Raw genomic sequence first — 22,362 nt, forward strand, 5'->3', positions numbered from 1 at the left:
CTCTACTTTTAACTCCTCACTCTTAACTTTTAACCCCTTGCCCCTAACTTTTGACCTGTGCCGTTTTTTTGTGCAATATCACTTTCTGGTAATTCAACCCCAAAGACGCGGCTAAAAACTTTGGCGACTTTGTAGCCAGAATCAATCGATTCTAAGGGGTCTTTCCGCAGTCTGTGACGCAAGCATAGCGTAATTACGCGGTGGATATCATCAACTGTAACTTCAGTACGTCCTTCATAAGCTGTTAAGGCTTTGGCGGCGCGGTTACTAACAATGTCACCCCGCAAACCATCTACATCCAGTTCTGAGCAGACTTCAGAAATTTTCACCCGTAGTTCATAGTCCATTTTCACTTCTGGCAAAAGCTGTTGAGCATTGACAATTTGCTCTTGCAGTGCTTCTTGCTGGGGTTTGTAATTTTCGAGAAATACTGGAGGATTTTGGTCAAAATCCGCCCGTTGTTCCACGATTTGCACCCGCAAGGCTGGTTCCTTTACGGTGTGAATTTCTGCGTGCATCCCAAAGCGATCAAGCAGTTGCGGGCGTAGTTCGCCTTCTTCCGGGTTTCCAGAACCCACAAGAACGAAACGTGCTGGGTGACGGATAGAAATACCTTCCCGTTCTACAGTGTTCCATCCACTCGCGGCGGAATCTAGTAGCACGTCTACGAGGTGGTCATCTAGTAAGTTGACTTCATCCACATAGAGAATGCCCCGGTTAGCCTTTGCCAGTAGTCCCGGTTCAAAGGCTTTGACACCTTCAGATAAAGCTTTCTCAATGTCGATTGTGCCACAAACTCGGTCTTCTGTAGCTCCTAGCGGCAGGTCTACCATTTGGACTTTTTTGTGAGCTACAGGAATTTCCGCCCCTTGTTCTAATAGTTGGCGGACTTCATCGCTCATCAAGTCAGGGTCGCTAGGATCGCTACTGAAGGGGTCATTGGCAACCACAGAAATTTCTGGCAGCAGATCCGCCAGCGCCCGGATAGTTGTGGATTTCCCGGTGCCGCGATCGCCCATGATCATTACACCACCTATTTTGGGGTCAATCACGTTCAATAGCAACGCCAGTTTCATTTCTTCCTGGCCCACAATTGCCGTAAAAGGAAATACCACGCGACGCGCACTTGCCGTGGATTGAGCAGTTGGACTCACTAAATTACCTTAACAATATTTTTCTTATTACAGTTCTCTATTGTGACACAGGTGGGGTGTGGGGGAATGTGAAGATCAGGGGGCAGGGGAGGTAGGGGGAGATGAGGGAGTGAGGGGGATGAGGGAGATGAGGGAGATGAGGGAGATGAGGGAGATGTTGCAGTAAGTTTTTCCCCTCTGCCCAATGCCCAATGCCCAATGCCCAATGCCCATACCAATATCTATTGGGCACAAATGCCTACTAGCTGCGTCAACTATCTTAATTTGTCTGCTTTAGTTTTTCTGGTGCAAAAGTTCTATAAGCAGGGAACGAACAACTACCAACTCATTAATTCAATACTAAGCATAAATACTTGTAGACTATATGGTTAGTAGATTCAATCATAAAAACGAGCAATGGCGTGTGTGGGTAGCTAATGCATCATTCAAATTTATGAAATCACCTTTTATTGTTCAAAGTTGGCAGCGATTACTCAAGTCTTTTTTTCCGATTCTCATTTTAATATCCTTTGTTACTGTATTGTTGGTAGACAGTTTCACCCCTGCGATCGCACAGATACCCCGTCAGGAAATTCGCGGGGTTTGGATGACCACTAATGATTTTCACACCCTTAAAAATCGGGATAAAGTGCAGGATGCGGTAAGTCAATTACGGCGGATGAACTTCAACACCATCTATCCTGTGGTGTGGAATTCTGCCTATGTAATGTATCCTAGTGCGATCGCACAACGTGCAGGTATTCAACCTTTTGTCTCCAAAGGTTCAGATGGACATGATATTCTTGCAGACCTAATTAACCAAGCCCATCGCAAAGGATTGCTAGTAATTCCCTGGTTTGAATTTGGTTTCATGGCTCCCCCAACTTCAGAATTGGCACAGAATTATCCTGATTGGTTCACACAAAAGCGGGATGGTAGCCAAACTTCAATCAGTGCGGCTGGTGAGGTGATGTGGCTCAATCCGTTCCATCCAAAAGTGCAACAGTTCATCACCAATCTCGTGCTAGAAACTGTCACTCAATATGATGCCGATGGCATTCAGTTTGACGACCACATGAGTTTGCCTCACGAATTTGGTTACGACCAATATACAGTTGCTTTGTACACCAAAGAAACGAAGAATCCTCCGCCAACTAATTCCCAAGATGCGGCATGGGTAAAGTGGCGGGCAGATAAAATTACGGCCTTCATGGTACAACTTAACCAAGCTGTAAAACAGAGAAAACCCCAGGCGATTTTCTCTGTTTCTCCTAATTACTATGATTTTGCTTACAAGTTTCACCTGCAAGATTGGCTAAGTTGGATTCGGCTAAATATTGTAGACGAGTTAATTGTGCAAATTTATCGTCCGGATCTGCAAAGTTTTGTAGCTAATATTTCCCGCGCAGAAATTCAAGAAGCGCAACAAATAATTCCAACTGGAATTGGCATTATGACAGGGTTACGAAATAATCCAGTTCCCATGCAGCAAATTAAGTCTCAGGTGCGGGCTGCCCAAGAACGCGGTTTAGGCGTAACCTTCTTTTATTATGAAAGTCTTTGGAACGATGCTCTAGAACCTTTAAACGAGCGCCAAGCTGGATTTGCGACTCTCTTTCGATCTCCCGCACTCCGCGCCAAAGTTGAATAACTTTTCTATTGAAGATTATGTTATAGCTAGTAAGGGCTTGTCTTTGCCCATTGGTGTCAACTTAAGCGAAAAATCGCTTATCTGTTGGCTTCCACGCCCGCCCAGAAATGAATTTCTTTGGCTTTTAGCTAAAGTCTACTGAAGTAGACTAAAGATTTTTCGGATTATTTAGTCATCTTTAGATGACTTGAGCTATTAGCAAGGAACTTCAGTTCCTTGTGGGACATGAGTTTTGCGTTAAGTTGACACCAATGGGCAATGCCATGCCCCTACGATAATCTATATGTATCAAGGTTTTCGTGAATTGGTATTACTGGACTAGAAATTAAGGTTTTTACGCGGAGACATCCCGCTATACCTGAGAGTTGGAGATGGGAATGAATCGGACTCAGCGATGTTTGCTACCATAATCACTGATTTTCAAAGGCAGTGGCAGATAGATGCTTTGTTTGTTGCAGATGCGGCACTTTACACTGAAGAAAACTTGCAACAAATGAAACAACTTCGTTGGGTATCAAGAGTACCAGGCACCCTAACTGCGGCCAAAATGCTGTTAGAGAACATCCCAGAACAAGCATTCAATGACAGTGCAATACCTGGGTATGAGATAGCACCAATTTGTAGTGAGTATGGTGGTATACAACAACGTTGGTTAGTAGTTGAAAGTCAAGCTAGAAAAGATGCCGACCTCAAGCAGTTGGAAAAACGTTTGGCTAAGCAATTATCAAAAGCCCAATCGGAACTTCGGCTGTTGTTAAACCAAGAATTCGCTTGCTCAAAAGATGCTCTGATTGCTGCACAACGGCTCAGTTCTAAGTTGTCCTTACACCAATTAGTTGATATCCAGGTCAAGGAGGTGAAAAAATATACTGGACGTGGCAGACCCGGGAAAAATTCTTCCCCTATCTTTTACTATCAAGTTGATGCTTCACTAGCACCAAAGGAAACTGCCATCGCCGTCGAAACCAAACGAGCCGGAAGATTTATCTTGGCAACGAATGTCCTTGATGACAATACACTTACCGATGATGATGTATTAAGTGAATACAAGGCACAACAGTCTACTGAGCCGGGTTTCCGATTTCTTAAAGATCCTTTATTTTTTACTTCCAGTGTTTTCCTCAACTCAACTGAGCGAGTTGCTGCATTAGCAATGGTTATGGGTTTGTGTCTGCTGGTTTATAGTTTGGGTCAAAAAGCTCTACGCCAGGCATTGGAAAGGGCGAAAAAAACTATTGATAATCAATTGGGTAAACCGACTTCTACTCCTACTTTGCGCTGGGTATTTCAATGTTTTATGTCGATTCATTTGCTTACAGTTGACCAAATCAAGCAAATTGCTAACTTAACCCCGGAAAGGCAATTGATTCTTCAGTTTTTTGGTTCCCCTTGTCGAAAATATTATCTTCTTTCTTAACTAACCTGCGGAATGTGGGGTTCCAAGGATACATCTGCCATTTTGCGTCTTTAGGAGTAGGATAAATTACGCTTCTCACAAATTATAGTATTTTTGCCTGATTTCCTTGATAAACTAACCCCGATCGCCAGTGCAACTCCTCATCGTCTTAACCTAGAGATATAGTATTGCGATCGCTATTCCATTCTGATGGTACTGCGATCGCTGCATAAATATCGATTAGCAAAGATTTCACCCTGTGCTAATTTTGCGTCGTAACGCACTCTACAGAACTAAAATATCTAAAGTGGGGGATATGGTATTGCGATCGCTATATGCTTTTATATATTATGATGGTACTGCGATCGCTGCATAAAATCGATAGGGTAACTTTTATCGCAATCAAAGCACGTCAAGCTTGACTCCAATCTTGCAACTCTAGTGCTTCAATTCTACCGAAATGACGCTGATTATGAGTAATCATAACTAGATTATTGGCAATGGCAACCCCAGCAATGAGCAAGTCAATATCGTCGATGGGAATCCCTTGGAGCCGCAAGTTTGCGTAGATATCTGCGGATAGGGTGACTGATTGTTCAGTAAGGGGTAAGACAGTATTTTGGGCGACAAACTCCAAAAACAAAGCGAGTTGCTTTTGGGCATCACGGTGCTTTAAGCCGCTGAGAATTTCGTAATAAGTGATGATACTAATGTTGATTTGACGATAGGTTATCAAGTAAGTCTGAAACTGAGCTACTACATTGGTATTGCCTCGGAAGAACAAGGACAAAATATCACTATCAATCAATGCTGGTTTCACGGTTTCGTCTTTGAGAAAATGCTTGCTGACGACGGATAGCAATCTCGTCTGAAAATTCGCCGTATGCTTCATCTGACATATCGCTCCAGCTACCTGCGAACTGCATGATAGCAGCAGCGTTGTGGCTGTTAGTTTCTGAGCTAAGTCTAAATCCGTGAATCATCTCATAGAGCTGTGCTAACTTAGCATCTGGGACTTGCTGCACTTCTTCTAAGACTTTAACTCTCCATTCAGAATGGTTCATTAGCTAATCATCTCCTGATTTTCCAATTTTTAATCTTAATACAAGAAAGAGACTTATGACCCTAACCCTGAACTTGCCACCAGAATTAGAACAGTATCTTGCACAATAAGCTAAACAGTAAGGGCTTTCTGTGGAAACATATACTTTACAGATTTTGCAAGAATAAATTTTGCCGAAACAGAAACAGTCTAAGTTGGACAACTCAAAAATCTATTCATCGTCCACATCTGCAAATATAGATTTTAAATCCCGATAACCGCTAATTACCCGCACAATTACAACACTATTTTCAAAAACTCGATAAAAAATAATGTAGCCATCTAAAGGTATTCCTCTAAGGCTTGGATCAAACTTGGCGTAACTTCGTCCTATATTCGGGAATTGAGCTATGTTTTGGCACTTCTTATTAAATCCTTGAATAAATTTTTCCCCTGCGTTAATATTGCGAACTAGAAAATAATCCAAAATTTCGTCTAAATCTTGGCTTGCTTCTTTGGCAATAAAATATTCCATTATCCTTGAGTCTCACGCGCTTTGCGTAACTTTTCTGACAGTCGCGCCATCACAACTTCACCATCTAGTACGTCTCCACGTTCAATAGAAGCAAGCCCAACAGCTATTTTTTTCTGGGTTTCTTCTTCCCATTCCTGATAACCCTTCTCCCATTCTTCCAGCAGTTTCAATGCTTTAGCAATCACATCTTCAGCATTTTCATATCTACCTGTAGCAATTCGGGTTTGTATAAATTGCTCGTATTCCGCTTTAAGTTGGATGTTCATAATTTTTATCCCTAGTTAGTTAAGAGCGTTCCCAAACTATGCTTTAAAATTTATCTAAATTCATTAAAGCCTTAACTTATGCTTTTTACCGAACTCATACCGCTAGTTAAAGAATTATCCCACACTGATAAACTCTTACTAATACATTTCCTGGCAGCCGAATTATTAAAGGAATCAAGTTTAGTCTCATTGGATGCTGAGGACAAAGTAGCAAGTCTTGGCTTATATGATTCTTTTGAAGCTGCTGCTGTTTTAGCGAAGGCATTAGCAGAAGAAAAAGCGGCAACACATGGTTGATAAAGTTAGATTTGCATTTACTGTGATAAATCCAGAACTCGGTGCATTAAGTACGCTACCTTATCTACCGCTAATTCTAACTTATCAGAATCGTTGTGTAAGTGTATCAGGCTTGCTAGATACTGGTTCTAGTGTCAACGTATTGCGCTACGAAATCGGGTTAAGGCTGGAAGCAGGTTTAAAATGTATGGTGTCACTCAAAAGAGACTTATGACCTTAACCCTTAACTTGCCACCAGAATTAGAACAGTATCTTGCACAAGAAGCTAAACAGCAAGGGCTTTCTGTTGAAACATATACTTTGCAGATTTTGCAAGAATATATTCTGCCAAAAGAGAAACAGTCTAAGTTAGTCAATGCACTTCAGTCTTGGATTGATGAAGGTGATGCTGATGAGCAGCAAGAAACAGGAGAGTACTTAATTCACGCCTTAGATGAGGATCGTTTATCTAATCGGAAATTATTCCCTGTTGAGTTAAAAGGTATCACTTGGTGAGTCAGGTTATTCTGTTAGATTCAGGGCCACTAGGTTTAGTCACAAATCCAAAGCTATCAGTTGAAAGCCTTGCTTGTACTCAATGGCTGCAACTACTTGTTTCCTCTGGCAGTCGAGTTATAATTCCTGAAATCGCCGATTATGAAGTGCGGCGAGAATTATTACGGGCAAACAAAGTTAAAGGTATTGCTCGTTTAGATGAGTTAAATCAACTTCTAGAATATTTACCCATCACAACAACTGCAATGCATCAAGCTGCATTATTCTGGGCACAAGCTCGTCAACAAGGACAACCAACTGCTGGTGATAAGACAATTGACGGTGACATAATTTTAGTAGCCCAAGCTGTAACTATTATCGGTGCAGATGTTGCGTAGCTTGCCGCCGTAGGCATCGCAACAACTAATGTTGGTCATTTATCTAGGTTTGTTGCAGCCGATTTGTGGCAGAACATTAAAACAAGGTGAGTGAAACCCAACATTATATTAGGTTAACGCTGGGTTTCAATGCATTCAACTAGCTTGATTAGGCGGTATTTCTTCAGGTGGTGCTTCCGCCGGGGGAGCGAGTACCGCATCCGGCGCAATTTCTTCTACGGGAATCGGTTGCTTCTCCTCAATTTCAAAATCTGGTTGCGCTGCTTCCACCAATTCAGGAGATGGGGGATGTGGTGGAATCGCTTCCGGTACACTCTCGGTTTTGGCTTCGGTGTCAGTAGTAACTGTCTCCTCTGCTGGTTTTTCTGGTATGGCAGTAGTTTTGTCGATAATCTCAACAGTAGGTTTCTCTGCTATTACAGAGGTAATGTTTTCAGCTTTGGGGGTTGTGGGTGTTTTTTTACTCCCAGTTTGTTGTACCTTGTCTTTCACACCACTGAAGGTGCTACCAAGACCTTTTTGCAACTGGCCCAGCCGTTCCTGAAGGGAGAACTTATTTACCTGTTCCTGAATGCCAGTTTTCACCGTCTCAGGACTGGGTACTTGGGTTTGTTGTGGCTGCGGGGTCAGTTGGCGACGTAATGATAGAGTTTGCCAGCCAAACCAGACCAAAAGAGCCACACTAGCCACATGACCCAGCAACAAACCCCCAGTAATGCGTGGTGCAAACACCCATAAAACTAAGGCGTAGAACAATCCTACACCACTCCAGATAAAGTCATTCTTGCGGTGGATTTCTGGAAAAAAGAAAGCTGCTATGTAAATGGCTAAACTACCAAGACCGACCACCAAAGCTAGGACAAATGCCAGCATTATTTGGTTACTCCTTTGACTAGGGATTGGGGACTAGGGATCGGGTACTGGGTATTAGGTATTAGGAAGAAAAAGTAATTTATTGAATTAAATTCCTTCCTAGTCCCTAGTCCCCAGTCCCCAGTCCCTCAACTAACAATTTTGCAAATTTTGCCAGTCAATTGTTGATTTAGATACAAATTAAAATTAATTATCCGTGTTAGTTGTGGATTTTTGTCGTTTATTCAACTCTTAAGGTCTTCTTTAGGGGAGAACAGAAAATATCGGACTACCCTTAAAGTAAAAGGATCTGCAAGAGTTAGCCAGAAATTTTTTATGACACTACAAAGCTTTGGTGTGATTGGATTAGCCGTTATGGGTGAGAACATCGCTCTAAACGTGGAGCGCAATGGCTTCCCAATTGCAGTTTACAACCGCTCCCGAGAAAAAACGGATGCGTTTATGGCGCAACGTGCTACAGGACGGAACGTCAAAGCCGCCTTTACCTTGGAAGAATTCGTTGCCTTATTGGAACGTCCCCGCAAAATTCTAGTAATGGTGCAAGCTGGTAAACCAGTGGATGCGGTGATTGCTCAACTCAAACCCTTGTTAGAGGAAGGCGATATCATTATCGACGGTGGCAACTCTTGGTTTGAAGATACGGAACGACGCACTCAGGAATTAGAACCCGCCGGGCTTCGGTATCTTGGTATGGGTGTCAGTGGCGGTGAAGAAGGAGCGCTAAATGGGCCTTCACTGATGCCTGGAGGTACAACAAGCTCTTACGAGTATCTATCGCCAATTTTCAACAAAATTGCTGCCCAAGTCGATGATGGCCCTTGTGTAACCTACATTGGCCCTGGTGGTTCTGGCCACTATGTCAAAATGGTACACAACGGTATTGAGTATGGCGATATGCAGCTAATTGCTGAAGCCTACGACTTGCTGAAAAATGTCGCTGGATTAGACCATAAGCAGCTACATGAGGTGTTTGCTGAATGGAACACCACCGATGAACTCGATTCATTTTTGATTGAGATTACGAAGAATATCTTCCCATATCTTGACCCAGAAACAAATCAACCCCTGGTGGATTTGATTGTTGACGCAGCAGGTCAAAAGGGAACTGGACGCTGGACTGTGCAAACTGCATTGGAATTGGGAGTCTCTATTCCTACAATTACAGCAGCAGTTAATGCCCGGATTATCTCTTCTATTAAAGAGGAGCGGGTTGCAGCATCTAAAGTCCTTACAGGCCCCAGTGGCAAGTATGATGGGCAAACTAAGGACTTTATCAATAAAGTACGCGATGCTCTCTATTGCTCAAAAATCTGTTCTTATGCTCAAGGGATGGCGTTGCTATCCACAGCTTCAAAAACATATAACTGGAATTTGGATTTGGGCGAAATGGCGCGGATTTGGAAAGGTGGTTGTATTATTCGCGCTCGCTTTTTGAATAAGATTAAGAAGGCTTTTAGCGAAAATCCAGCTTTGCCTAACTTGCTGTTAGCTCCCGAATTTAAGCAGACAATTCTCGACAGACAGACTGCTTGGCGGGAAGTGATTGCGACAGCTGCAACACTGGGAATTCCAGTACCCGCATTTAGCGCATCCTTGGATTATTTTGACAGCTATCGCCGCGATCGCTTGCCCCAAAATCTAACTCAAGCACAACGCGACTACTTCGGCGCACATACCTACCTGCGTCTTGATAAGCCCGGAAGTTTCCACACTGAATGGGTACCCATTGCTGAAGCTAAGAAGTAAATTTTCACACATCTACATCAGGATATTGTGAAAAGTTTCAGAATACAGTTTTAAGGGTGGCTCTGAGTTTCAGAGTCACTTTCTTTTTAACGAACCGTAGACAAAATCGCTACTCAACGAACAGGCAGGGGGAGCAGGGAAGAATAATTTGTAACTGTAATTTAACGTGAGTCTCCAAGGAAGGCGCAGTTAAAACAATTCGCAATTCGCAATTCGCAATTCGCAATTACGTTTTGTGACGGGGATTTAGATTTAGGCTTCCATTCGCGCTGCTTGATAGAAGCAGGGGACTTAAACCCCCACCACTTGTTAAATTAAGATTCGTGGACGAGTCTTTGATACTCGTGGACGAGTCTTTGATACTCGTGGACGAGTCTTTGATACTCGTGGACGAGTCTTTGATACTCGTGAGCGAGTCTTTGATACTCGTGGACGAGTCTTTGATACTCGTGAGCGAGTCTTTGATACTCGTGAGCGAGTCTTTGCTACTCGTGGACGAGTCTTTGATACTCGTGGACGAGTCTTTTATACTCGTCGACGAGTCTTTGATACTCGTGAATGAGTCTTTTATACTTGCCTCCCCTGCTCCCCCTGCTCCCCCTGCTCCCCCTGCTCCCCCTGCCCCCTGCTCCCCCTGCTCCCCCTGCTCCCCCTGCTCCCCCTGCCCCCTGCTCCCTGCTCCCTTGCCTCTTATTCAACGGATACGCACAAATCCAGCTTCATTCATCAGTTTTTGTCCCTGATTTGTTAGTAGCATTTTGGCGTATGCCTCGCCCGCTTGTTGTTCTAAACTGTTATTATTATTCTGCTTAACTATGACAAACATCTGGCGTGTAATTGGATACTGACCTTTTTTGAAAGCATCAATGTTTAACTTGTTCCGTTGATTCGGACATTGATCGGCTTTAATCAAAGGTTCTGTATAAGGGGCTACAAAATTGTTCCCTTGTTTGGCGATTGGCAGTGGTTTAATCTGACATTGGGGGACAACTTCTGGAGCCGAAGCGTAGTAAATGCCACCGCGATCGCTTGCTAATTTTCTCAGTCCGTCTGTTGTATCGTAGACGTATACTACGTTACCTCCTAGTTTTTCTTTACCGAGAACATTGTCAACTAAGAACTCTACAGTGCCGCCGTCTTCAACGCGACGGGAGTAAGCAGTAATTTTTAGGTTAGGGCCGCCAACCTGATTCCAGTTAGTTATTTTACCAGTGTAAATATCTTTGATTTGCCCCAAGGTTAGCCCTGGAATTTGCAGATCGGGGTGAACAGCGATCGCTAATCCTTCTAAAGCCACTGGAATTTGTTTCAGACTCAAGCCCCGTTGTTGAGCTTGTTGATACTCTCTGTCTGCGATCGGGCGGGAGGATTGCGAAAAGGTAAGTTGTCCTTCCAACAACATCCGAATTCCCGTACCAGAACCTGGTGTAGCATTAATCGCATCGGTATAGCGTAATTCAAACTGCGGATGTGCTTTTTTGATTTCAGGATCTACACGTTGCCGAATTGGTGCCCAAGATGTGCTACCACCATAAAACCATGTTCCTTCGGCAGCAGTTACCGAACTAAAATCGGAGTTGACTTTTTTCCCAACTAAATAGGCTACACCGCCACTAACAACTACACCAAGCAAACCAATTAATAACCACGGCTTGATATTTTTCTTTGGTTGATGAGTTGAATCCTCTGGCTTGATTGGAGTCGGCTTTGGCAAAGAACCTTCGCGCAATCCTTGCCAAGTCAACGGTTCAACATTAGCTTCAATACAAATTGTTGGCAACCAAATTGCACCAGGATAATCAGACTTAAAATGTTCTAGGCGTTTGCGGGCTTTTTTTACAGAAGTAAATAGTGACTTATTATTATGGGTAAATTCTTGAAAAAAGTATCTTAAAAAATCTACTGCTACGGGGTCTGGCACAGGTTCCCGCATGATAATAACTTGAGGTAAATGTATTTGGGCAAGTTGGTTAGCTAAACCTAAACCATCACAAGAATTAAAAATTGCTAACTGTAATCCTTTATCAATAGCTTGTTTCAAAGCCTCCTTAAATTCCTCAATAGTCAAACTCTCTTCATCGTTAAGTTCAATCCAACCTATCTGCCCATCTTCTTGACTGCCACTATGTCCCGTAAAAACGAAAATATGGTAGCCTTGTTCATCCCAAAGAGCATCACACAAATCCCGGCGGCTAGGCTTAATTAAACAGCGTACTTCTACCCCATCTGTCTCTAAGTCTTGAATTACTTTTAAGTCATCTTTTGTATTAATGCCGTCACTTCTGCCCACAGCAACTAAAATTCTGACTTTTGTACTTTTAGGAACTAGTTTATTTATCTTAGGATTGGAGCTTTTGGGCGCACTGAGGGCAACTTCGGCGTTGGGATAGTGTTCTTCTAATAAATTCCATGCTTGCCAAGGAAGGCGGCGTAAATCGATATCTTTGGCATCAATGATCACACGAATCTCATCATTTGACTCATGTAATTGTTGAGCGATCGCAATTAATCTATCCCGGATTGGTTGCCACCTGCTATCTCCAGAGTTGAGCCATTGATTCAGATAATCTTTGACTGCTCCGGTGTGTTCCCCGTGAGAATGAATCGTCACACTTTTGGGTGTAAGACGTAACCCTGGTGCGGGAGCAACACAAGAGCGTACAGCTTCGATTTGACGATAAGCTGACTGCCATTCATTAAAGGATGATTCTAAATTTGGTGGTAATGGAGGCAAAAATCCTTCTGTTTCTTCATCCAAGTTCTTCGCTGTTAGAATTACCAAAAATCCATCTGTTGAATTGCGTCTGAGCTTCAACTTGATGATCGCCATTCCTGTCTCCTTTTGTTTGTCTTAAACAACAAACTCTTCCATCAGAATTGTTTCCCCTAACACTATCTTGACACTGAATTTTTCCTCGTGCTGGCAGCTAAACTCTAGTTGCATCCAGTCATCTGCACTTCTTGCTTGCGCTTCCATGCCAGTGTTTCCGGCTTCATCAAGGACAATCAGTTGTAAATCTGGTGGTAGATGAATAGAATCATTACCCGGATAAATTCGTAGGCGAATATTAAAAACTTCACTATCTGTGGGAGTTAACTGCATTAATAACAGTACTTGGCTTTCTAAATTAATCACCTTCGCCCGACTGATAGAGTTAGTTGAAGGGCGAGTCATTGTGCTACTGCTTCTGAAATTGTTAGCAAACACTAACTCTGGGGGTTGCCAATCTGGCTGGAATATTCCCGTAACCCATTGACGCAGATTTATTAATAGCGTTCGCATCTGTATAATCTCGAAAAGAGGATCAAAGGATTGCAGTTGTGCTATTTGCACTATTGCTGGTGATTCAGTCATCTCCCTTGCTGGAAGAAATCCCAGTAATTCTACATAATCTAATTGCTGACTAAACTGAACTCCTACATAACCAATTCGGTCTTGTGTCATGGTTGGAGGCAAGACTATAGCAACCTCACCCGGTAACACTGGACGACATTCAAGCTTACCAACACCAGGCAAGACTAAATCAGCAACATCAAAAATTGCTCTTAAACCACGATGCCAACTGTCGCCTTGATTTAGTGCTGTCTCAACGTTCAGCCATTTGAGATAACTGTGAACGGCATAAACAGCCAAAGTATTCAGATAAACTTGTTTTCCCTTTAGGGGGTTATCTTGCTGCCTGGCAAATTCCTCAGCCCAACGGTGGGCATTTTGGGGGAGAGGGACGCTTAAAATATGTGGTTGTGTGTTAGCCATTAGTCAGATCCGAAATTCATACCGATTTCTTTTAACAGGGGAAGGCAATTTTTCTTCCAGTGGGAGTAGAGAGTTTGATTGCTTATATTTAACTCTCTAGCAATATCAGCGATTTTATGAGGTGGTTGTTCCAGAAGTAAGCGCATTGCCAATAAGTGACAATGGCATTCTGGATTTTTGCGGGGATGACTCGCTGTTAATTTACCCTCTTCGTCTTGCTCAATATATTGCCAGATGCGTTTACCAAGGCACTGGCGCTCAGTTTCCTGGATTTGGGCAATTTTAATATCCAGCAAATCTAAAGAAATAGTTTGTGACTGACGGTCTGGCAAAATATTGAGCAGGGTTGTTTCGTCACCTTCATCGTTACGGGTAAGTCTGTCTAAACTGATGGTATAATTACTATCTGGCCTGTATAAATCTTTAATGCGCCACTTGAGATAGCCATTAATCCAGATTACTAGGCTTTGTTGGAAAGAAGGCGATCGCGCTTCAAAAGAGCAAATCTTCCGGCTCACCCATTCCCAAGTTTGATTTAAGGCTTCTAAATAGTCTTGGTGTCCAGACTTATAAATGCCAGGGAGTTGTTGAATGACCATAAGCAGTCTATTTAATGCTTTCTGCCTTTCTAGACTGGGGTCTGGGTAGCAGCATACCTCATCAATCAGTTTTTTAAGTTGTTCATCCACAACGGTTTTGCTCCCAAGCTGCTATGGCGCTATTAATTGCTTACCTGAAAGACACAAAGCTTTTGCTGCTTGAGTTTACCTGATTTTTAATTGACTTATTACGTGTGAATCTTACAAATATCAACAAGATTTTATTACTCTTGCTAGAGAAAATTCATCAGAGAATGGCACACAGTTAAGCTAAAACCCAAAAGCCTTTGAGATTAAGGTTTTGCGTCGATTTGGTCGTGAACAACAAGATCCCTGGCTTCTTTAAGATGTCCGGGATCTGAATTTTTTGATTAATTCATTTCATAAAAATAAAAATACTGGATGTAAATCTAATAAGAGCCGCAAGTATAAAACTTGTTGTATCTGATTAAAACTACTCTTCGTAAGATAGGTGTGATAAATGAAAAAAGCTATGTACTGGTTAATGGGTGAAAAAGCAGGAAGAACCATAGTTGGTACTTGGAATTGGCTATGGGGAATGCCTGTTGAGTCTGGTGGTAAGGTGGCTGTAGCCGTAGCTGAAGAATCACTGCAATCAATGCAAGAATCGGTACAAAAGCTAGCTCAAGCTGTTGCTATGCAAGAAGGTTCTTACAAAACAGCTAAAAATAAATACGAGACAAAAGTTAAAGAATTACGGACTTTGGAGCAGCAAGCAAATATTGCCCAGCGCAGTGGTAATCCAGAAGCAGCAAGGATGGCAATGGCTAAGGCAATTCAAACAGAGCAGATTTTGCCCAAATTAGAGGAAATGGTCAAGCAGGCTGAAACATCTGTGAATGCTTCCAAAGACAAGCTGAACCGTGAGCGCATGAAGCTAGAAACCTACAAAGCCGATATGCAAAATATGAAAGATATGTCAGAGGTGAATGAAGCACTAGCGATGATTGCCAAAGTCAATAATGAATTTGATATTGGTTCGGCGAAAAGTGACTTTGAAAAAGCTAAAAGTGCAGTTGAACGCCGAAATTTACAGACAGGTGCTTTAGCTGAAATCTCTGAAAATCCAACTGAAAAACTCCAGGCTGAAATAGAACGCATGACTGTAGATGATGAAGTTTCTCGTCGTTTGCAAATGTTAAGTGAATCGAGTCTTGAAAAACTACCAGAGTAAAAAGTTATGAGTCAAAAAAGCGCTCCTCCTCCAATTGTTTTTATCCTGATTTTTCTAGCTTTAATCGGTGGTGGTTACTGGTTCTTTGTAGTCAGACCAGGTAATGTTACCCCTCCAGTTAACACAGCCTCTGCTGGTAATTCGACTTTTTTGCCCCCAAGTTCAGTACCAAGCGGTACTACTGTGAGAATAGACGGTTCTACGAGCATGGTGACAATTAACCAAAATCTCAAAAGAGCTTTTGAGAGGCAGTTTCCTGGTACAAATGTTGTCACTAGTGCCAATGGTTCTCAAAATGGTATCGCGGATCTAGTAGCAGGTAGAGTAGATATTGCGGCGGTATCGCGATCGCTAACTGCACAAGAACAAAGTCAGGGATTGATGGCGGTGTCTGTGACAAAAGATGCGATCGCGCTTGTGGTTGGCAAAGCAAATCCTTTTAATCAAGGATTAACTAGCACCCAAGTAGCAGATATTTTTCAGGGCAAAATTAACAACTGGTCAGCCGTAGGTGGTAACAGTGGAACTATCCGAGTCATTAATCGACCGGCAATTAGTGGAACGCATCAAGCATTTCAAGAAATAGTGTTGAAGGGAGCTAATTTTGGCACAACATCAAACATTGCAACACTACCACGAGATGCGACAACTCCTCTACTCCAAGCTTTAGGAACTGATGGCATCGGCTATGCAACCTTTGCACAGGTTGCCAATCAACAAACAGTGCGATTTATTCCAATTGATGGATTGACTCCCGATGTAAGTGGTTATCCCTACCAACGGCAACTGTTTTATGTCTATAAAAACCCTGCTAGCCCTGGAGTTCAAGCTTTCTTAGGCTATGCAACTTCGCCTCAAGGGCAGCAAGCTATGATCCTGGAGAATTAATTAATCTAGAGGACAATTAACGAGAATCGGAGGTTGGGTTGAGGAACGTAGACCCAAAGGGGCTTCTTGCAGGGTAACCCAACATTTTCGGTGGTTTCTTGGGTTTTGCAATGACCGTTAATTGAGCGGATGGATTTTAAGGATTGTTATTACCAAGATATTTAGCTTTTAACTCTTCTAATTCTTCATCTATTTTGTTTGTACTAGAAGGCCCAGATGTGGGCTTTGGTGGTTGTATTTTATTTGGTTGAGGTTTGTTGCTACCCAAAAATTGGGTTTTCATTTCCTCTAGTTCTTGATCAATTTGACTAGGAGATGGGGATACAAAAGTAGGTGGAGAATTGGGTGGCGATTGAAAGATAGGTTTTGGTGCAATCGCTGGCGTGGCTGCTACTTGCGACTGTTGATTTAAGTCTTTGAGAACTTCATCTACTGTTTGATAACGCCGAATTGGAATACTCTCTAACATCTTGTTGAGAATGCGGCTCAACTGATTACTGACGGGAGTTTTCAAGTATTGCTGCCAAACCCAAGTATCGTTGTTGGTATCATAAGAATCGAAGGGCGATCGCTGGGTTAATAAATTAATACAAGTAGCACCCAAACTGTAAATATCGCTGGCAAAAACAGCCCTACCTCTCATTTGTTCAGGGGCAACATATTCTGGACTACCAATACTTGTACCAGTTTTATTTAAGGCAGTACCAGTGGCAGATTTAGCAGCACCAAAATCTACTAAAACTAGATCCCCCCAACCCCCCTTAACAAGGGGGGCAACATTTTCTTCCCCCTTTTTCAAGGGGGGACTGAGGGGGGATCGACGAATAATATTTTCTGGCTTAATATCGCGGTGAATTACGTGTCTAGCGTGACAAAATTGCAAAACTGACAATAAATCATTTAATAGTTGCCGGATTTGTATTTCACTAAAAGCACCTCTATGTGCTAATTCCTGAGCTAAGTTTTGCCCGTCGATAAATTCTTGTACAAGATACTGCCGGTCTTCTTGGGTAAAATATGCCAGTAGTTCGGGAATTTGAGGATGTTTGCCCAATTCATCTAACTGCACAGCTTCTTGGTTAAATAACTCTACGGCTTTGGCAAGAGTATTAGTGCCTTGGGCTTGGGGATAAAATTGCTTAATTACACAGCGTGGTTTTGAAGGTTTATCCTCATCCACAGCTAAGAAGGTTTTGCCAAAACCACCTTGTCCGATTGGTTTTATAGCACGGTAACGTTCTTTGAGGAGTAACTTGGAACCGCAAGTCCGGCAAAACTTGACATCATTAGGATTTTCAGGCTTGGGACAATGGGGATTAAGGCAGTAGCTCATATAGGCGATCGCTCTTATATTTCTTTATTTTCTCCTGTCCTAGATAAAAGCGGGTTTAGATTCGCCAATTATCCAGTATCAGGCTTTCACACTTCCTGCTCTAAAAAGCAAGTCATTACTCATTAGGACTTACGCAAAATATCTCTCAAATTCTTATTTCTCGGTGTCCTCTGCGCCTCTGTGGTACCCTTCCCTTCTCTACGGGACGCTCCGCGAACGTGTCTACGTTATTTCGTAACTCTTGCGTAAGTCCTACTCATAATCAAGAGCGATCACGTTGGATTAAACTATGAGGGATGTCTACGACGGGCTATGACGCTCGAACGCAAGAGCGTGCCGTAGGCAAGACTCGCTAACGCAACTCTTGGAGACGCACTCGCGTTCGCTATCGGCGTCGCACTGCTATCTACCCCATACCTTCCATAACTGGTAATAAAACCAGAAGAATAATGTTTTTAGTTGACATTTGTTGTTTTGGGTTGAGGATATCATTCACAGCGAGTAATCCTAAATTTTAAATTTGGAGTGTTGAATTAAAAATTACTTTCACTCATCACTCCCATAAGATACTCTCAACCGTCTGTAGAGCAATTCAGAAATATTACTGTTTTCAGTTCACTGCTGTGTATGTAAAATAAGATTGCGATATAATGAGTTATTGTAATCTTTTGTTGCAAAAGTATGAATTTGAGCCAAAATATTACATCAAGAATGGGGTTTAATATATTAAAAGACAATTAAAATTTTGATTGACGCCCAAGAAGAGAAAACCCCTAACTCAGGCTTTGTTCAATGGCTAATTACTTTAAGCCTTCAGGGAAAGGGCTGTGCGAGAATGCAGATTTCCCACTACAATAAAACAGCTTTGTCAAAATTTAGTTGGATTCGATAGTTGTTATTTATACCGGATTTTGTGTTCAAACTGTTGTAGAAAGGTTTACGCACAATGTTTTCGGTGCAACTGTAAGTTTTTTGTTTTGGATAAATATACATGACTTCTGCTGCTGAAATGCCAGCTAGCTCTGGCTCAACGTTAACATTACATTCAGATCCCAATAACACCAAAGAAACCGATCCCCTGAGAAAGGCTAATGGTGTTTATGTGACGGTGCATGGTCATTTTTACCAGCCACCAAGGGAAAACCCTTATCTGGACGCAATTGAACGCCAACCGAGCGCTGCACCGAGCCATGACTGGAATGAGCGGATTCATTGGGAATGCTATCGCCCAAATGCCTTTGCCAGAGTCTTAAATGACCAAGGCGAAGTGGTGGGGATCGTCAATAATTATGAGTATTTTAGTTTTAATATTGGGCCAACGCTGATGTCGTGGCTAGAACGCTACGATGTGGAGGTTTATCAGCGCATTTTAGAGGCGGATGCCAAGAGTAGCGATCGCTTGCATGGTCACGGGAATGCGATCGCGCAAGTATACAATCACATCATCATGCCTCTGGCGAACGAACGCGACAAATATACCCAAATTCGCTGGGGTAAAGAAGACTTCCGCTCCCGCTTTGGTCGCGATCCCGAAGGCATGTGGCTAGCAGAAACTGCTGTAGACTACGCCACCCTAGAAGCTCTTGTTGCTGAGGGTATTCGCTTCATTATCCTTGCACCGTCTCAAGCACTGCGTTGCCGTCCCCTTCCCACTCCAGATCATCCCCATCCTGAATGGATCGAAGTCGGCGGTAGTCAGATTGATTCTACCCGTCCCTACCGTTGTTATTTGAAGCCCACACTCTTACCTTCATCTTCACCTCTGAGTGCGATCAAAGAAGGGAATGGGGATAGTAACCACTCCCCACTCCCTAGTACAGACGCGATTAATCGCGTCTCTCCCCCCTACATTGATATCTTCTTCTACGATGGCCCGATATCGCGGGATATGGGTTTTAGTGATGTCGTTTATAATTCCAGTCACTTTGCCGGACGTATAGGTTCGGCGGTGCGTGGGGATCATCGTCTGGCACAGTTGATTTCTGTGGCGACGGATGGGGAAACCTTCGGACATCACAAAAAGGGAACTGAGAAAACTTTAGCCTACGCCTTTACCAAAGAGTTTCCCCAACAAGGTTGGACAGTAACGAACTTCGCCCACTACCTCAGCTTAAATTCTCCTAGTTGGGAAGTGGAATTAAAGTCAGTCACAGCCTGGAGTTGCGCCCACGGTGTCGGCAGATGGGAAGATAACTGTGGTTGCGGTGGAGAAGGCTCAGTTTGGCATCAGAAATGGCGTCGTCCCTTGCGGGATTCCCTAAATTGGCTGCGGGATCAGCTAACTGAGGTGTATGCAGAACATGGTAGGCAGTTATTTCGTGATCCCTGGCTAGCACGGGATGAATATATCCAAGTAATGCGCGATCGCTCTGCTACCAATGTCAACCGTTTCCTCGCCCGTCATCAAACCCACAAACTAACCGCAGCTGAACAAGTAGACGCTTTGCGCTTGTTAGAAATGCAGCGTCACGCTTTGTTGATGTTCACTAGTTGCGGTTGGTTTTTTGAAGAAATTTCCCGTCCAGAGGGGACACAAATTCTGCGCTACGCCGCCCGTGCTTTGGAATTGGCAGGGGATGTGGCTGGTGTGCAGTTAGAAAAAGGCTTCGTCAAACGTCTTGGTTTAGCGCCCAGTAATGTGGATCAGTTCAAACATGGTGCAGAAATTTATCGGCAACTCGTGTTAACTGCCCAGCTTGGCTTTAAGCAAGTAGCAGCCCATTACGCCATTACTTCCCTATTTACCAATCACAAACCAGCCGAAACGCACAATTCCCTACCTAGAAAAGATGTTGCGGATAAACAATCTCAGCGTTACCACAAAAAGGTTTATTGCTATGCTGCCAATGAGCTAGATTACCAACTGCAACGCATGGGATCGCTAACTCTGGCTATAGGAAATTTAAAGCTGGTATCAGAGATTACTTGGGAAAGTGAGCATTTGGTATTTGCGGTTCTGCATTTGGGAGGCTGGGATTTCCACTGCTGCATTCAACAATTTACTGGGCGGCGTAACTACAGCCAATTAAAAGAAAAGCTGTTTGGGGCGCTAAAACAAGCTAGCGCGGCTCATACTATCTTGGCGATGACACAGCTATTTGGAGAAGAAGCTTTCAACTTACAGAATCTATTTGCTGAAGAACGCCACCGAATTATGCGGCTGCTTAGTGAGGAAACACTGACACGTTTAGGACAGTTGTATACCCAAGCATACCGTGATAATTATGGTGTGCTGATGGCGTTTCATCGAGATGAAATAGCAGTACCGCAAGAATTGCAGGTTGCAGCAGATATTGCTTTAGGGCATCGCTGTCTGATGACATTGCGATCGCTTGAGCAAGATATCGCTGATCCCCAAAAGAGTTGGAGTCATATATTAGAATTGGAGGCGATCGCTACTGAAGCAAAACATCTGCGTTGTCGGCTGAATATTCCCGACGGTAAGCAAATGTTAGAACAGTTAATTGCGCGATCGCTTTGGCAATTGTTGCACGATGCCAATGGTAGTTTTAATGCAGATATCCAACTATTGGAAAGATTGATTGATGTCGGGGATCAACTAAATATAGATGTTTCCCTACAGCGATCGCAGGAACTATACTTTAGTTGTCTGCACAGTCAGATAGCGCCGGTGTGTATCACTAGCCTTGATAATGAAGCAGATAATCAGTGTCTTCAGTTGCTCAAGTTGGGCAAAAAGTTAGCCGTTGATGTCAGCATGATCTCAAATCAGTTGGGATAGATGTAGGGGTCTTATAGCTTTTCCTAATCAAATGAGGTACATGATAGCCCCCTCTCGAAGAGCGGGGAGGGGGTTGGGGGTGGGGTTTAGTAACTACTCAACTGAGAACCACTATAAACCCTTTAATTTACGATAAAATGTTGGGTTACCCTGCGGGAAGCCCCTTTGGGTCTACGTTCCTCAACCCAACCTACAGATTTTATAAATGTTTAACCGAACTTGATATCAATCTTTAGTTAAGTCAATTAGGGTAAAAATTTCACACAGAGAGAAGGGGAAATTTTTACCCTTTTATTTTAATATCCTTTATTTAATCTGAGAGCGATCGCAATGGTAGGGATAAAGCCACTCACACCTGAAGAGTCCGTGGGTATGTTTCTCAAAAAAGGTTCCTGCATGGCGTCCAGGTGATATATCGATCCCAGCTTTAGTTTTAATCTCATATAGCCAGGGAAAGGCTACTACTAAAATAGCTATGACAGCGAAGAGGTAGAGAATCGTAGTTTTAATATTGAAGAATCTTAGGGGATTGCTATTGTGATTTTGAGGCATAGATAATCAGAAACTAATAGCTCATCCGATCCTAACCTAAAGCTGAAAATATCGCCGGAAACGGGGATCAATATTATCTGTTTTCTGGTGATTACAGGTTAAACAGAGGGTTTATAAATTGCTGATATCATGTTGACCGCTACGGGCGAGGGGAATAATATGGTCGATACTAAGATTAGTTTATATAGTAGTTTTACCGCAATACGCTTGGGTTAAAGCTAAAACCCTTTGTGAAATCAAATTTTTTAACGTAGACGCAAAGCGGTGAAGCAGCGCGGTCTTGGGGGTTTCCCCCATGAGCGACTGCACCAAGCCGGAGGGCTTGCCGCAGGCTACCACAGAGACGCAGAGAACACAGAGAGAAGGAAAAAATGCTTAACTGAACTGTATTGAGTTTTACCGCAGCTTTGACATTGATATTTGTCACGTTGAAAAACATATTTATTTACTTCCGGCGGGATACGAATACGGGGAGTTTTGCTCAT

Annotated in this window: 22 protein-coding genes and 4 pseudogenes; 11 read left to right on the plus strand and 15 right to left on the minus strand. The window is 43.0% G+C overall.

Annotated elements, in window-relative coordinates; all coding sequences use genetic code 11:
- Window positions 1-29 precede the first annotated feature (29 nt).
- Entirely contained in the window at window positions 30-1,154 is a 1,125-nt protein-coding gene (bchI, locus tag LC586_RS06350) for a magnesium chelatase ATPase subunit I (RefSeq protein ID WP_229483752.1), read from the minus strand.
- Window positions 1,154-1,372 carry a hypothetical protein gene (locus tag LC586_RS06355; RefSeq protein WP_229483753.1) on the minus strand — a complete coding sequence of 73 codons (219 nt, stop codon included), beginning with the start codon at window positions 1,370-1,372 and terminating at the stop codon, window positions 1,154-1,156. Before LC586_RS06355 ends, bchI begins: the two co-directional genes overlap by 1 nt.
- Window positions 1,373-1,587: 215 nt before the next feature.
- Here LC586_RS06355 and LC586_RS06360 point away from each other — a divergent pair, with 215 nt between their 5' ends.
- Both LC586_RS06360 and LC586_RS06365 read left to right on the plus strand, forming a co-directional pair.
- Entirely contained in the window at window positions 1,588-2,784 is a 1,197-nt protein-coding gene (locus tag LC586_RS06360) for a glycoside hydrolase family 10-like protein (protein ID WP_438822873.1), read from the plus strand.
- A gap of 340 nt (window positions 2,785-3,124) precedes the next feature.
- Window positions 3,125-4,201, plus strand: a pseudogene (locus LC586_RS06365) (IS1634 family transposase); the annotation flags it as partial.
- A gap of 391 nt (window positions 4,202-4,592) precedes the next feature.
- On the opposite strand, the gene LC586_RS06370 reads toward LC586_RS06365, so the two are convergent.
- From LC586_RS06370 to LC586_RS06385, 4 genes are all read right to left on the minus strand, one after another.
- A complete protein-coding gene (locus LC586_RS06370) occupies window positions 4,593-5,000 on the minus strand; it encodes a type II toxin-antitoxin system VapC family toxin (RefSeq protein WP_229483755.1) in 408 nt (135 codons plus the stop codon).
- Complete coding sequence (locus LC586_RS06375; protein WP_229483756.1) at window positions 4,981-5,244, minus strand: hypothetical protein; 264 nt, start codon at window positions 5,242-5,244, stop codon at window positions 4,981-4,983. The genes LC586_RS06370 and LC586_RS06375 overlap by 20 nt, the downstream gene beginning before the upstream one ends.
- Window positions 5,245-5,454: 210 nt before the next feature.
- The gene (locus tag LC586_RS06380) at window positions 5,455-5,757 is read right to left on the minus strand and encodes a type II toxin-antitoxin system RelE/ParE family toxin (RefSeq protein ID WP_229483757.1); all 303 of its coding nucleotides are present in this window, start codon (window positions 5,755-5,757) and stop codon (window positions 5,455-5,457) included.
- Complete coding sequence (locus LC586_RS06385; protein ID WP_229483758.1) at window positions 5,757-6,023, minus strand: type II toxin-antitoxin system ParD family antitoxin; 267 nt, start codon at window positions 6,021-6,023, stop codon at window positions 5,757-5,759. The genes LC586_RS06380 and LC586_RS06385 overlap by 1 nt, the downstream gene beginning before the upstream one ends.
- Before the next feature lie 78 nt (window positions 6,024-6,101).
- On the opposite strand from LC586_RS06385, the gene LC586_RS06390 reads away from it, so the two are divergent.
- The 4 genes from LC586_RS06390 to LC586_RS06405 are packed head-to-tail and all read left to right on the plus strand — an operon-like array spanning window position 6,102 to window position 7,192.
- Window positions 6,102-6,320, plus strand: a complete 219-nt coding sequence (locus LC586_RS06390; protein ID WP_229483759.1) for a hypothetical protein — start codon at window positions 6,102-6,104, stop codon at window positions 6,318-6,320.
- The gene (locus LC586_RS06395) at window positions 6,313-6,534 is read left to right on the plus strand and encodes a hypothetical protein (RefSeq protein WP_229483760.1); all 222 of its coding nucleotides are present in this window, start codon (window positions 6,313-6,315) and stop codon (window positions 6,532-6,534) included. The genes LC586_RS06390 and LC586_RS06395 overlap by 8 nt, the downstream gene beginning before the upstream one ends.
- Window positions 6,531-6,815 (plus strand): hypothetical protein, encoded by a 285-nt coding sequence (locus tag LC586_RS06400; protein ID WP_229483761.1) that lies wholly within the window; start codon window positions 6,531-6,533, stop codon window positions 6,813-6,815. Before LC586_RS06395 ends, LC586_RS06400 begins: the two co-directional genes overlap by 4 nt.
- The gene (locus tag LC586_RS06405; protein WP_229483762.1) at window positions 6,812-7,192 is read left to right on the plus strand and encodes a PIN domain-containing protein; all 381 of its coding nucleotides are present in this window, start codon (window positions 6,812-6,814) and stop codon (window positions 7,190-7,192) included. The genes LC586_RS06400 and LC586_RS06405 overlap by 4 nt, the downstream gene beginning before the upstream one ends.
- A gap of 135 nt (window positions 7,193-7,327) precedes the next feature.
- Here the strand turns inward: LC586_RS06405 and LC586_RS06410 are convergent, their stop codons facing one another.
- Window positions 7,328-8,065: a Ycf66 family protein gene (locus LC586_RS06410; protein WP_229483763.1), complete on the minus strand. Its 738-nt coding sequence runs from the start codon at window positions 8,063-8,065 to the stop codon at window positions 7,328-7,330.
- Window positions 8,066-8,380: 315 nt separating this feature from the next.
- On the opposite strand from LC586_RS06410, the gene gnd reads away from it, so the two are divergent.
- A complete protein-coding gene (gene gnd, locus LC586_RS06415) occupies window positions 8,381-9,811 on the plus strand; it encodes an NADP-dependent phosphogluconate dehydrogenase (RefSeq protein ID WP_229483764.1) in 1,431 nt (476 codons plus the stop codon).
- A 323-nt stretch (window positions 9,812-10,134) separates the two neighbouring features.
- Window positions 10,135-10,554 carry a hypothetical protein gene (locus LC586_RS06420; RefSeq protein WP_229483765.1) on the plus strand — a complete coding sequence of 140 codons (420 nt, stop codon included), beginning with the start codon at window positions 10,135-10,137 and terminating at the stop codon, window positions 10,552-10,554.
- Here the strand turns inward: LC586_RS06420 and LC586_RS06425 are convergent.
- The 4 genes and pseudogenes from LC586_RS06425 to LC586_RS06440 all read right to left on the minus strand — a co-directional run bounded on the left by LC586_RS06425 (window position 10,506) and on the right by LC586_RS06440 (window position 14,257).
- On the minus strand, window positions 10,506-11,450 hold the full coding sequence (locus LC586_RS06425; RefSeq protein WP_438822876.1) for a PstS family phosphate ABC transporter substrate-binding protein: 945 nt from the start codon (window positions 11,448-11,450) through the stop codon (window positions 10,506-10,508). The genes LC586_RS06420 and LC586_RS06425 overlap by 49 nt on opposite strands.
- A gap of 171 nt (window positions 11,451-11,621) precedes the next feature.
- Window positions 11,622-12,641: pseudogene (locus tag LC586_RS06430) on the minus strand (CHAT domain-containing protein); the annotation flags it as partial.
- 21 nt (window positions 12,642-12,662) lie between these two features.
- On the minus strand, window positions 12,663-13,568 hold the full coding sequence (locus tag LC586_RS06435; protein ID WP_229483766.1) for a DUF1822 family protein: 906 nt from the start codon (window positions 13,566-13,568) through the stop codon (window positions 12,663-12,665).
- Entirely contained in the window at window positions 13,568-14,257 is a 690-nt protein-coding gene (locus LC586_RS06440; RefSeq protein ID WP_229483767.1) for a helix-turn-helix domain-containing protein, read from the minus strand. The genes LC586_RS06435 and LC586_RS06440 overlap by 1 nt, the downstream gene beginning before the upstream one ends.
- Window positions 14,258-14,648: 391 nt before the next feature.
- Between LC586_RS06440 and LC586_RS06445 the strand changes: the two genes are divergently transcribed.
- On the plus strand, window positions 14,649-15,362 hold the full coding sequence (locus tag LC586_RS06445) for a PspA/IM30 family protein (RefSeq protein ID WP_229483768.1): 714 nt from the start codon (window positions 14,649-14,651) through the stop codon (window positions 15,360-15,362).
- A gap of 6 nt (window positions 15,363-15,368) precedes the next feature.
- Window positions 15,369-16,250, plus strand: coding sequence for a phosphate ABC transporter substrate-binding protein (locus LC586_RS06450; RefSeq protein ID WP_229483769.1), 882 nt, complete (start codon window positions 15,369-15,371; stop codon window positions 16,248-16,250).
- A gap of 136 nt (window positions 16,251-16,386) precedes the next feature.
- Here LC586_RS06450 and LC586_RS06455 read toward each other — a convergent pair whose 3' ends face one another.
- Entirely contained in the window at window positions 16,387-17,583 is a 1,197-nt protein-coding gene (locus tag LC586_RS06455; protein ID WP_229483770.1) for a serine/threonine-protein kinase, read from the minus strand.
- Window positions 17,584-18,574: 991 nt separating this feature from the next.
- Between LC586_RS06455 and LC586_RS06460 the strand changes: the two genes are divergently transcribed.
- Window positions 18,575-21,325 carry a DUF3536 domain-containing protein gene (locus LC586_RS06460; RefSeq protein ID WP_229483771.1) on the plus strand — a complete coding sequence of 917 codons (2,751 nt, stop codon included), beginning with the start codon at window positions 18,575-18,577 and terminating at the stop codon, window positions 21,323-21,325.
- A gap of 306 nt (window positions 21,326-21,631) precedes the next feature.
- Here the strand turns inward: LC586_RS06460 and LC586_RS06465 are convergent, their stop codons facing one another.
- The 3 genes and pseudogenes from LC586_RS06465 to LC586_RS06475 form a co-directional block, all read right to left on the minus strand.
- Window positions 21,632-21,877, minus strand: a complete 246-nt coding sequence (locus LC586_RS06465; protein WP_229483772.1) for a hypothetical protein — start codon at window positions 21,875-21,877, stop codon at window positions 21,632-21,634.
- Between the two features lie 36 nt (window positions 21,878-21,913).
- A pseudogene (locus tag LC586_RS06470) lies at window positions 21,914-22,078 on the minus strand (HNH endonuclease); the annotation flags it as partial.
- Window positions 22,079-22,269: 191 nt separating this feature from the next.
- A pseudogene (locus tag LC586_RS06475) lies at window positions 22,270-22,362 on the minus strand (HNH endonuclease); the annotation flags it as partial.

Source organism: Nostoc favosum CHAB5714 (genome assembly GCF_020829495.1).
In the GTDB taxonomy this organism is placed as follows: domain Bacteria; phylum Cyanobacteriota; class Cyanobacteriia; order Cyanobacteriales; family Nostocaceae; genus Nostoc; species Nostoc favosum.

What these genes read in the sequence shown, in the direction of transcription:
- LC586_RS06435 (WP_229483766.1), bottom strand. Translation starts at nt 13,568, where the DNA reads ATGGCTAACACACAACCACATATTTTAAGCGTCCCTCTCCCCCAAAAT.
- LC586_RS06380 (WP_229483757.1), bottom strand. Translation starts at nt 5,757, where the DNA reads ATGGAATATTTTATTGCCAAAGAAGCAAGCCAAGATTTAGACGAAATT.
- LC586_RS06385 (WP_229483758.1), bottom strand. Translation starts at nt 6,023, where the DNA reads ATGAACATCCAACTTAAAGCGGAATACGAGCAATTTATACAAACCCGA.
- gnd (WP_229483764.1), top strand. Translation starts at nt 8,381, where the DNA reads ATGACACTACAAAGCTTTGGTGTGATTGGATTAGCCGTTATGGGTGAG.
- LC586_RS06400 (WP_229483761.1), top strand. Translation starts at nt 6,531, where the DNA reads ATGACCTTAACCCTTAACTTGCCACCAGAATTAGAACAGTATCTTGCA.
- LC586_RS06445 (WP_229483768.1), top strand. Translation starts at nt 14,649, where the DNA reads ATGAAAAAAGCTATGTACTGGTTAATGGGTGAAAAAGCAGGAAGAACC.
- LC586_RS06460 (WP_229483771.1), top strand. Translation starts at nt 18,575, where the DNA reads ATGACTTCTGCTGCTGAAATGCCAGCTAGCTCTGGCTCAACGTTAACA.
- LC586_RS06455 (WP_229483770.1), bottom strand. Translation starts at nt 17,583, where the DNA reads ATGAGCTACTGCCTTAATCCCCATTGTCCCAAGCCTGAAAATCCTAAT.
- LC586_RS06360 (WP_438822873.1), top strand. Translation starts at nt 1,588, where the DNA reads ATGAAATCACCTTTTATTGTTCAAAGTTGGCAGCGATTACTCAAGTCT.
- LC586_RS06450 (WP_229483769.1), top strand. Translation starts at nt 15,369, where the DNA reads ATGAGTCAAAAAAGCGCTCCTCCTCCAATTGTTTTTATCCTGATTTTT.
- LC586_RS06395 (WP_229483760.1), top strand. Translation starts at nt 6,313, where the DNA reads ATGGTTGATAAAGTTAGATTTGCATTTACTGTGATAAATCCAGAACTC.
- LC586_RS06465 (WP_229483772.1), bottom strand. Translation starts at nt 21,877, where the DNA reads ATGCCTCAAAATCACAATAGCAATCCCCTAAGATTCTTCAATATTAAA.
- LC586_RS06390 (WP_229483759.1), top strand. Translation starts at nt 6,102, where the DNA reads ATGCTTTTTACCGAACTCATACCGCTAGTTAAAGAATTATCCCACACT.
- LC586_RS06410 (WP_229483763.1), bottom strand. Translation starts at nt 8,065, where the DNA reads ATGCTGGCATTTGTCCTAGCTTTGGTGGTCGGTCTTGGTAGTTTAGCC.
- LC586_RS06375 (WP_229483756.1), bottom strand. Translation starts at nt 5,244, where the DNA reads ATGAACCATTCTGAATGGAGAGTTAAAGTCTTAGAAGAAGTGCAGCAA.